The 10,322-nt window shown below is 67.8% G+C and carries 8 protein-coding genes; 4 read left to right on the top strand and 4 right to left on the bottom strand.

Translation table 11 applies throughout. The features are described 5' to 3' along the window. The first annotated feature begins 124 nt into the window (after nt 1-124). Nucleotides 125-1,042 carry an AraC family transcriptional regulator gene (locus AB4Y64_RS01355; RefSeq protein ID WP_441814664.1) on the top strand — a complete coding sequence of 306 codons (918 nt, stop codon included), beginning with the start codon at nt 125-127 and terminating at the stop codon, nt 1,040-1,042. Nucleotides 1,043-1,069: 27 nt separating this feature from the next. Here AB4Y64_RS01355 and AB4Y64_RS01350 read toward each other — a convergent pair whose 3' ends face one another. Beyond that, a complete protein-coding gene (locus AB4Y64_RS01350) occupies nt 1,070-1,339 on the bottom strand; it encodes a hypothetical protein (RefSeq protein ID WP_441814663.1) in 270 nt (89 codons plus the stop codon). A 350-nt stretch (nt 1,340-1,689) separates the two neighbouring features. Here AB4Y64_RS01350 and AB4Y64_RS01345 point away from each other — a divergent pair, with 350 nt between their 5' ends. Then, nucleotides 1,690-2,016, top strand: a complete 327-nt coding sequence (locus AB4Y64_RS01345; RefSeq protein ID WP_441814662.1) for a YkgJ family cysteine cluster protein — start codon at nt 1,690-1,692, stop codon at nt 2,014-2,016. 13 nt (nt 2,017-2,029) lie between these two features. Here AB4Y64_RS01345 and pgl read toward each other — a convergent pair whose 3' ends face one another. From pgl to AB4Y64_RS01330, 3 genes are all read right to left on the bottom strand, one after another. Further along, on the bottom strand, nt 2,030-2,779 hold the full coding sequence (gene pgl, locus AB4Y64_RS01340; RefSeq protein WP_441814661.1) for a 6-phosphogluconolactonase: 750 nt from the start codon (nt 2,777-2,779) through the stop codon (nt 2,030-2,032). 24 nt (nt 2,780-2,803) lie between these two features. Continuing rightward, nucleotides 2,804-3,805, bottom strand: coding sequence for a glucokinase (gene glk / locus AB4Y64_RS01335; RefSeq protein ID WP_441814660.1), 1,002 nt, complete (start codon nt 3,803-3,805; stop codon nt 2,804-2,806). 197 nt (nt 3,806-4,002) lie between these two features. After that, nucleotides 4,003-5,397 carry a GH1 family beta-glucosidase gene (locus AB4Y64_RS01330; RefSeq protein ID WP_441814659.1) on the bottom strand — a complete coding sequence of 465 codons (1,395 nt, stop codon included), beginning with the start codon at nt 5,395-5,397 and terminating at the stop codon, nt 4,003-4,005. Between the two features lie 169 nt (nt 5,398-5,566). Here AB4Y64_RS01330 and AB4Y64_RS01325 point away from each other — a divergent pair, with 169 nt between their 5' ends. Together AB4Y64_RS01325 and smc are read left to right on the top strand one after the other, a co-directional pair. Continuing rightward, nucleotides 5,567-6,664, top strand: coding sequence for an ABC transporter ATP-binding protein (locus tag AB4Y64_RS01325; RefSeq protein WP_441814658.1), 1,098 nt, complete (start codon nt 5,567-5,569; stop codon nt 6,662-6,664). A 154-nt stretch (nt 6,665-6,818) separates the two neighbouring features. Next, nucleotides 6,819-10,322 carry a chromosome segregation protein SMC gene (gene smc, locus AB4Y64_RS01320; RefSeq protein WP_441814657.1) on the top strand — a complete coding sequence of 1,168 codons (3,504 nt, stop codon included), beginning with the start codon at nt 6,819-6,821 and terminating at the stop codon, nt 10,320-10,322.

Here is a 10,322-nt window from a genome sequence, read left to right as displayed (position 1 = left end):
CATTGCTGCTCGAAAGTTGCCTGATCCTGCAATTCGACCAGATCGGCACATTATGCGCCCGCAATGCCCCGATAATCCCCCGGTCAAGCTGGGACACGGGAAAACCATGAATCTCATTGCTTCCATGACAAGCGTCCCCCACCACGCCGGTTGCGCCAGGCTCACCGAGCTGGCGGCCCGGATTGCCCGATCGACGCCTGGCGACGGCATCCACGCCACCGCGATCGCGCCGCTGAGCCTGGTCCGGATCAGCGCCCCCACGGCCTGCACCCCGGCGGTCTATGAGCCGCGCCTGTGCATCGTCGCCCAGGGCAGCAAGATCGCGACGCTGGACGGGCAGACCTACCACTACAACCCGCTCAACTACCTGGTCGTGTCGGTGACCCTGCCGGTGTTCGGGCAGGTGGTGGAGGCCACCCCGGAGCATCCGTACCTGTGCCTGCGCCTGGACATCGATCCGGAAGAAGTCGCCGCGCTGATCGCCGACACGGCCGACAACGCCGCGGCGCATGCAGGCGTCGATCCGGGCCTGTATGCCGCCCGCGTCAACACGCCGCTGATGGATGCGGTGCTGCGCCTGATGAGCCTGCTCGACACACCGCAGGACCTGCCGGTGCTGGCGCCGATGGCGAAGCGCGAAATCCTCTACCGCGTTCTCACGGGCGACCTGGGCCATCGCCTGCGGGCGATCGCGGCCACCGATGGCCGCTCCAGTCGCATTGCCCGCGCGGTCTCGGCGCTGCGGCAGCACTACCTGCAGCCGTTGAGCATCGACGAGCTGGCCAGCAGCGTGCACATGAGCACGTCGTCGTTCCACCATCAGTTCAAGGCGGTCACGACGATGTCGCCGTTGCAGTTCCAGAAGCAGCTGCGCCTGCACGAAGCGCGCCGGCTGATGATGGCCGGCGGCATGGAGGCAATGAGCGCGGCGCGGCACGTGGGCTACGAAAGCCCCTCGCAGTTCAGTCGCGAGTACAAGCGCCTGTTTGGCGCGCCGCCGCGTTTTGAAGCCGGGCGCGCCAGGGCAGTGCCCCAGGTCTGAGAACCTGCGGCCGGCCTGGCGGCTGGCTTACACGTGCATCGACACCAGCGATGCACGCAGTCCCGATTCGTCGAACAGATGGCGCAGCCGCCGCTCGACCTGCGACAGGTCCTCGAGCCCGGGCTGTGCGTACAGCGAATAGATCGGACGGTTGCTGTCGGGATAACCGCCAGCCTTGCGGCCCACGCTCACGTCCGGCGACTGGCACGCCCTGACCCACATTGACTGCAGTGCCGTCGGGCTGATGCTCTGCCCGTTGCCGAGGGTGAAGCGGAAGATCGCGACCTGATGCTTCATGGGGTCCGCCTCGATATGGGTATGCCCCAGTATGCGCTGTTGGCCGAAGTCTGCGCGTGAATCGACCCCTCCCTTTCAAGCGCGTCCGTTCAAGCGCGGGGTCGTGAAGGGGCGTACCATGTCGCTGCAATTCGTTGCCCCCTCGCGTCCCGCTCGACCGCTCTCCAGTCGCCCGCTGCGCTCCCGCCATGCGACATCGCCCGCCACGCACCGGTCGGCGCCTTCCTGAGAGTTCCCCCTTTGCGCTTGAGCTTCGCCAATCTCACGGTCGTCGTGGGCCGGCAGCAATTCTGCCTGCCTGCAGTGGCCGCGCGGCCGCCATCTCCGCCGTGCGCGGCGGGACGTGCCTGATGGGCGAGAAGCGCTCGGAAGTCTCGTGCAGTCATTGCGACGCAGTGTGCTGTCGCCTGACGGTGGTGCTGATGCCCGAGGACGACGTGCCCAGGCACATGGTTGAACGCCTTGCCGACGGCCCTGAGGTAATGGCGCGCGACGAAGAGGGCTGGTGCGTCGCCGTCGACCACAGTCGCATGTGCTGCAGCATCTACGATCAGCGCCCCGGGGTCTGCCGCAAGTTCGCGATGGGCAGCGCGTACTGCAGATCCGAACGGGCGGCCTATCGGGAAATGCAGGCGCAGGCCATTCCCTTGACGCTGATCGAAGAGCGCAGGCGCTGAGCTTCGCGCGCGATCACGCGCACCAGTGCACCTGCAGGCCGATGCCGTGGATGCTGTCCAGCGCGGTCAGCACCGGCCAGCGGTTGCGGTTGCCATCGGCCAGCGCCTGGGTGAACACATCGCGCTTGCGCGCGCCCTTGATCAACAGCACCCGCGTGGGAACGCGCGCCAGGCCCCGCGGCGTCAGGCTGATGCGGCGCGTCCAGCGGCGCGCGCCGGCACAGCCGCTGGCATCGACCGCGGCGTAGTCGTGGCGGCTGGCCAATATCCGTTCGGCGTCGGCCATGCCCGGGAAGAGCGATGCGACATGGCCGTCTTCGCCCATTCCGAGCACCGCCACGCAGGCCTGGAAACGGGCATAGGCATTGGCGCCGGCAACGGCTTCCTCGATGGTGCGGCCCGGACGCGTCATCGGTTCGAAATGCGCGGCCGCGGCCTGGTGCTGCAGCAGGTGCGTGCGCACGGCATGGGCATTGCTGTCGAGGTCCTGCGGGTGCAGCCAGCGTTCGTCCACCAGGCCGACATTGACCCGGTCCCAGTCCAGCGGCGCCTTGGACAGTGCGCGATAGACCGCCACCGGCGTGGCGCCGCCCGACAGCAGCAGCCGGGCGCGTGGGTGCGAGGTCAGGTCCCGGCGCAGGTCGGCCGCAATGGAAACCGCGGCCGCCCACGTCCAGACGTCCTCGTTGGCGTGGACGTGAAGGTCATGCGGCGGTTGCGACAGGTTCGCTTCGGTGGTCTGGTGCGAGCGATCGGTGGCCATCCACCGATACTGGCACGGCCGACTTCAAGAGCGCGTGTGCTGCGCCAGTGCCGCTGCGCCAAGCAGGCCGGGCTGCGGGTGGATCACCGCCAGCGTCGGAATGCGCGCCATCACCGCCGAGAAACGGCCCTTGTGCTCGAAGCGTTGGCGGAAGCCGGAGTGGGCAATCGACGGCAGCAGCTTGGGGACCAGGCCGCCGGTCAGGAACACGCCGTCCCACGCACCCAGAGTCAGCACCAGGTCGCCGGCGGCGGCGCCGAACACGGCGCAGAAGATGTCGATCGTGCGCAGGCTGCGCGGATCGCCCTCGCGGGCACGCGCGGTGATGTCGGCCGGCTTGAGCGGGCCCGGATCCTCGCCGGCGATGGCGCTGAGCGCCCGGTGCAGGTTCACCAGCCCCATGCCGCTGACCAGGCGCTCGTTCGACACCCGGCCGAACTCACCCGACAGGTGCTGCAGGATCTCGATCTCTTCCGGCGTGCTGGGCGCGAAGCTGACGTGGCCGCCTTCGGTCTGCAGCGGGTAGTAGCGGCCGTCGCGCCGCAGCAGGCCACCCACGCCGAGTCCGGTGCCTGCGCCGATCACGGCGAACGTGCGGTCGGCCTCGTCGTGTCCGCTCCAGCCGGCAGCGCCCAGTGCAACGACGTCCTCCACCTGGAGCAGGGAAGCGCCCATCGCCTGGGCGGCGAAATCGTTGACCAGTTCCACCGACTCCAGGCCGAGTGCGTCGCGCGTGCGCGCCGCCGAGATCACCCACGGATGGTTGGTGATGCGGGCCTCATCGCCATCGACGCGGCCGGCCACGGCGAACACGCCCCTGCGCGGATTCGCGCCGGTGCTGTCGAGGTAGTGGCGGGCGGCATCGGACAGCGACGGAAAATCGGCGACCGCGAACTCCAGCACGCTCTCCAACAACAGCGGCGTCCGCTTGTCCTGGCGGGCCAGGGCGAAACGGGCATTGGTGCCGCCGATATCGGCGAGCAGGGCATCGGCTGCCGGGGTTGTCGGGGATTGGGAAACACTCAAGGATCACCACCGCACGATCGGATCGCAGACAGACGGACGCAGCGCGCGCCCGGGCTGCCGGCAGGGTAAAGCAGTCCACGGACGTTGTCTCGCGGTTACCACGGCTGCGCTCGCCTCGTGACAGGTGAAAACGAAATCAGCGCGACGGCGCCGCTCCACCGTTCCAACCCGTATTGAACCGCCGGGGCATGCGGTGGTCAGTACGGCAATGGCTCGGCCAGCTTGCGCCCATGCGTGGCGATCACCTTCGAGTACCACAGCGCGCTGTCCTTGGGCGTGCGCTCCTGCGTGCCGTAGTTGACGTGGATCATGCCAAAGCGCTTGGAGTAGCCCAGTGACCATTCCAGGTTGTCCATCAACGACCACAGCATGTAGCCGCGGATGTCGACGCCGGCCTGGATGGCGTCATGGATGGCGCTGATGTGCTTGCGCAGGTAGTCCATGCGCAACGGGTCGCGTACGCGGCGCTCGCCGGACACCGGATCGACGTCGGCGGTGGGCGGGTCGAAGAATGCCGCGCCGTTTTCGGTGATGTAGACCGGGATGTCGCCGTAGGTCTGCTTGAACCACAGCAGCAGGTCGGTCAGGCCCTGCGGGAAGACTTCCCAGCCGGTCTCGGTGTAGGTGCCCAGCGGCTGCCGGACCACGCCGGTGTTGAGCGGGTAGCTGGGCGCGTCCCGGGTGACGCTGCGGGTGTAGTAGTTGATGCCGACGAAATCGAGCGGCTGCCTGATCAGCTCGAAATCCTCGGCCGGCCAGTCCGGCCAGGCCTCGCCGAAGATCTCCTTGAGCTCGGGCGGGTAGTGGCCGAGCAGGGCGGGGTGCAGGTACTGCTCGTTCATGTAGGCGTGGGCGCGACGCACCGCCGCCTGGTCCGCGGCCGAATCGCTGGCCGCGTACTTGGGCTCGATGTTCACCACCAGGCCGATCTCGTGCTTGCCGATCTCGCGGTACGCCTTGACCGCCGCGCCGTGCGCGCGCATCAGGTTGTGCGAGGCGATCGGCGCTTCGAACTTGCTGCGATGTCCCGGAGCCAGCGCGCCGTGCAGGTAGCCGCCATCGGTGACCACCCACGGCTCGTTGTGCGTCACCCACTTCTTTACCCGGCCGTCGAGCGCGCGGTACATCACCGAGGCGTACTCGGCGAACCAGTCGGCGATCTCGCGGTTGAGCCAGCCGCCACGGTCATCGAGCGCGGCGGGCAGGTCCCAATGGAAAAGGGTCAGCAGTGGCTCGATGTCGTTGGCGAGCAACTCGTCGACCAGGTTCGAATAGAAATCCAGGCCCTTCTGGTTCACCCGGCCGGTGCCGTCGGGCAGGATCCGTGACCACGACACGCTGAAGCGGTACGCCTGCAGCCCGAGCTTGCGCATCAGCTTCACGTCGTCGCGCCAGCGGTTGTAGTGGTCGCACGCGACATCGCCGGTGTCGCCGTTGAGCATCATCCCCGGGGTGTGGGCGAAGCGGGTCCAGATGCTTGGGCCGGCGCCGTCGGCCAGCGGCGAGCCTTCGATCTGGTGCGCGGCCGTGGCGGCGCCCCACAGGAAGCCATCGGGGAATACGAACTGGTCGGCGCCAGGTGCTCGGCTCATGGGCTCGGCCTCGGGGGATATTGACGGTGGATAGGCGTGAAAACGCTTACATGGCAGGATAGCCGACGGCGGTGCCCATTGGGAACCACCGGTCGCATTCCATCAACTGGCAAAGCGACCGTCGAAGGTGAAACGATCCTCGTGCCACGGGGACGGCTCTGGAGAATTCATGGCGAAGGTCACGCTGGATCGTCTGCGCAAGGTCTACCCGAACGGGTTTGTCGGTGTCGACGATGCCAGCTTCGAAATTGCCGACGGCGAACTGCTGGTGCTGGTCGGGCCTTCGGGCTGCGGCAAGTCGACGCTGTTGCGGATGATCGCCGGACTGGAGCAGATCAGCAGCGGTGAGCTGCGCATTGGCGAGCGTCTTGTCAACGACGTCGCGCCGAAGGACCGCGACATCGCGATGGTGTTCCAGAGCTACGCGTTGTATCCGCACATGAGCGTGGCCGAGAACCTCGGTTTCGGCCTGATGTTGCGCGGTGCGGGCAAGGACGAGATCGGCCGCCGCGTGCGCGAGGCGGCGGCGATGCTGGAGCTGGAATCGCTGCTCGATCGCAAGCCGGCGGCGCTTTCTGGCGGCCAGCGCCAGCGTGTCGCCCTTGGCCGGGCACTGGTGCGGCAACCGCAGGTGTTCCTGCTCGACGAACCGCTCTCCAACCTCGACGCCAAGCTGCGCGCATCCACGCGCGTGGAGATCGCGCGGCTGCACCGGCAATTGGGTACAACCATGGTCTACGTCACCCACGACCAGATCGAGGCGATGACGCTGGGCCAGCGCATCGTCGTGCTCGACAAGGGCCGCATCCAGCAGATCGATACGCCGATGGGCCTGTACAACCGGCCGGCCAACCTGTTCGTGGCGACGTTCCTGGGCAGCCCGAAGATGAACCTGCTCCAGGGCGAGGTCGTGGAAAGCGACGGCCTGAAGCTGCGGTTGGGCGACGGCGTCGAACTGCCGCTGCAGCCCGAAGTGGAACTGGCCGGGCGCGTGCGCGCTTACCTGGGCAAGCGACTGACGGTCGGGCTGCGTCCGGAGGACATGCACCTGGGCGAGCCCGGTCCCGGGCACCTGACCGCAACGGTCGAGGCGGTCGAGCCGGTCGGCAACGAGGCCTTCCTCGACCTGGACTGCGCTGGCAGCGACCTGATCCTGCGGGTGCCGCCGCGCGACCTGCCCCGGCATGGCGACACCGTGCACCTGGGGTACGTGGCCGGGCAGATGCACTATTTCGACCCGGATACCGGGGTCAGCCTGCGAGCCTGAGGGCCGCTATACTGCCCGTGAAGACCCGGCTTACGAGCCGTGGCGCCTCCTATGAGAATCAATGACTTGGGAGGCGAACTGTAATCAAGATAGTAACTCCCAGTCGGTAATCACGGCCGCGTCCCGCCACGCCGCCAAGAGGCAACCCAGCCGCATGCGTCTGTCCACGATCAAGCTCTCCGGTTTCAAATCCTTCGTCGATCCGACCACGCTGCACCTGCCGAACAACATGACCGGCATCGTCGGTCCCAACGGCTGCGGCAAGTCCAACATCATCGATGCCGTGCGCTGGGTGATGGGCGAAAGCTCGGCCAGCCGCCTGCGCGGCGATTCGCTGACCGACGTGATCTTTGCTGGCTCCTCGGCGCGCAAGCCGGTGTCGCAGGCGATGGTCGAGCTGATCTTCGACAACTCCGACCACACCATCACCGGTGAGTACGCGGCGTTCAACGAGATCTCGGTCAAGCGTACGGTCAACCGCGACGGTTCCAGCCAGTACTACCTCAACGGCGCCAAGTGCCGCCGCCGCGACATCACCGACCTGTTCCTCGGCACCGGCCTGGGCCCGCGCAGCTACTCGATCATCGAGCAGGGCATGATCAGCAACATCATCGAGGCCAAGCCCGAAGAGTTGCGCGTCTACCTGGAAGAGGCCGCCGGCATCTCCAAGTACAAGGAGCGCCGCAAGGAAACCGAGACCCGCATCCGCCATACGCGCGAGAACCTCGATCGCCTCAGCGATCTGCGCGAGGAAGTGGGCAAGCAGCTCGAGCACCTCAAGCGCCAGGCTCGCCAGGCCGAGCAGTACCAGGCCATCCAGGCCGAGCGCCGGGTCAAGGACGCCGAGTGGAAGGCGCTCGAACACCGCGCCCTCGACCAGAAACTGCAGGGCCAGCGCGAGAAGCTGGGCCAGCAGGAAACCCGACTGCAGCAGCTCATCGCCGAGCAGCGCGAAGCCGAGCGCGAGATCGAGGTCGGCCGTGTCCGCCGCGAGGAATCCGCCGAGGCACTGAACAAGGCCCAGGCCGCCAGCTACGAAGTCGGCGGCACGCTGGCCCGCATCGAACAGCAGATCCAGCACCAGCGCGAGATGTCCACGCGCCTGCAGAAGGCGCGCGACGAGGCACTGTCGGCGTTGGCGGAGCTGGGCCAGCACATCGGCAGCGATCAGTCGCGCCTGGACGTGCTGCGCGCCGCCGTGGCCGAATCCGAGCCGCGCCTGGAGCAGTTGCGCGACGAAGACGGCATGCGCCAGGAAGCCCTGCGCGACGCCGAAACCGGTTTGACCCAATGGCAGCAGCGCTGGGACGAGCACAGCCGTGCCCAGTCCGAAGCTGCGCGCGCAGCCGACGTCGAACGCACCCGCATCGAGCACCTCGATCGCCAGGTGCTCGACGCCGACCGTCGCCGCGAAGCCCTCAACAACGAACGCGCCGGGCTCGACCTGGGCGCGCTGTCGGAATCGTTCGCCGCGCTGCAGGAGCAGCACGAGACGCAGAAGTTCTCGATCGACAGCCTCAGCGAGGAACTGGAGAATCGGAAGGGCGCGCTTGGCCAGTTGCAGGACCAGCAGCGCGGCACCCAGTCCGAACTGGCCGAGGCGCGCAAGCAGGTGCAGGCTGCGCGCGGCCGTCTGTCGTCGCTGGAGACGCTGCAGCATGCCGCGCTGGGCCAGGAACAAGGCGCCGCGCTGAGCTGGCTGAAGGCGCGCGGCCTGGATTCGGCGACGCGCGTCGGCGAGGCACTGCAGGTCGAATCGGGCTGGGAGAACGCCGTCGAAGGCGCGCTCGGCCAGATGATCGAAGGCGTGCTGGTCGACGCACCCGAAGCGCTGGTGGACGCACTCGGCGAGCTCGGTGAGGGCCGTCTGGTACTGGTCGACCCGCAAAATGATCCGGTCGAGTTCGCAGCGACCTCGCTGGCCTCCAAAGTCCGCGGACCGATCGCGATCCGTCGCATCCTCGCCAAGCTTCACGGCGCCGAAGACCTCAGCCAGGCGCGTTCGATGCTGCCGATGCTGGGCGAGGGCGAGTCGATCATTACCCGCAACGGCGAGCGCCTCGGCGCCGGCTGGGTGCGGATCCTGCGCTCCGGCGCGGCCAAGCAGGGCGCACTGCTGCGCGAGCGCGAGATCCAGTCGCTGCGCACGCAGATCGACAACCTGCAGGCACGCGAGCGCGAACTCGAATCGCTGCTGATGCAACTGCGCGACCGCCTGCTCGCCGCCGAGCAGCATCGCGAAGACGCGCAGCGCACGCTGTACATGGCGCACCGCAGCGTCTCCGAACTTGCCGGCCAGCTGCAGAGCCAGCAGGGTCGCCTGGATTCGGCGCGCGGCCGCATCGAGAAGATCGACACCGAACTGGCGCAGCTCGCCGAAACCCTGGAGAGCGCCCGCGAGCAGTCACGCGATTCGCGCACGCTGCAGGAAGAGGCGGTCATGCGCATGGGCGAGCTGGAGGACGCGCGCCAGGCGTTGGAGTCCGAACGCCGCGCCCTTGGCGAAGCCCGCGACCAGGCCCGCAACATCGCCCGCGAATCGCGCGACACCGCGCACGCGCTGGCCTTGACGCTGGAGTCCCAGCGCACCCAGATCACCGCACTGGCGCAGGCCCTGGACCGCATGGGCGGCCAGCGCGGCCAGCTCGATTCGCGCCTGGGCGAACTGTCGGCGCAGCTGGCCGACGGCGACGAGCCGGTCAACACGCTGGAAGAGCAGCGCCAGGTCGCGCTCGAGCAGCGGGTGATCACCGAACAGGCGCTGACCGCCGCACGAACGACCGTGGACGGCATCGATCACGACCTGCGCCGCTTCGAACAGGTCCGCCACCAGCGCGACGAGCAGGCGATCCAGCAGCGCGAGGCCATCGGCCAGCGCCGCCTCGAGCAGCAGGCACTCGTGCTCAAGGCCGAACAGCTGTCGGCGGCGATTGTCGAAGCCGGTTTCGTGCTCGAGGACGTGGTCAACACCCTCACCGACGACATGGATGCGCAGGTCTGGGAGCGCAGCGTCAACGAGCTCGACGGCAAGCTGCGCCGGCTCGAGCCGGTCAATCTGGCCGCGATCGCCGAACACGCCGAGGCCGCCCAGCGCAAGGAATACCTGGACGCCCAGGACACCGACCTCACCACCGCACTGGAAACGCTCGAGGACGCCATCAAGAAGATCGACCGCGAGACCCGCGGCCGCTTCAAGGACACCTTCGACCGCGTCAACAGCGGCGTGCAGGAGCTGTACCCGCGCCTGTTCGGCGGTGGCCATGCCTACCTGGAACTGACCGGCGAAGACCTGCTCGACACCGGCGTGTCGATCATGGCGCGCCCGCCCGGCAAGCGTGTGTCGAACATCTCGCTGCTGTCCGGTGGCGAGAAGGCGATGACCGCAGTGGCCCTGGTGTTCGCGATCTTCCGCCTCAACCCGGCGCCGTTCTGCCTGCTCGACGAGGTCGACGCGCCACTCGACGAAGCCAACGTCGGCCGCCTGGCCGCGATGGTCAGGGAGATGAGCGAACAGGTACAGTTCCTGTTCGTGACCCACAACAAGGCGACGATGGAAGCCGCGCAACAGCTTTCCGGCGTCACCATGCGCGAGCCCGGCGTCAGCCGACTGGTCTCGGTCGACCTGGCAGAGGCTTCGCGCCTGGCCGGAGTGGCCTGA

It is taken from the genome of Lysobacter sp. TAF61 (genome assembly GCF_052113485.1).
Taxonomy (GTDB): Bacteria; Pseudomonadota; Gammaproteobacteria; order Xanthomonadales; family Xanthomonadaceae; genus Lysobacter_J.
The sequence above is the reverse complement of the archived record's forward strand: the minus strand, read 5'-3'. Positions and strand labels throughout refer to the sequence as shown.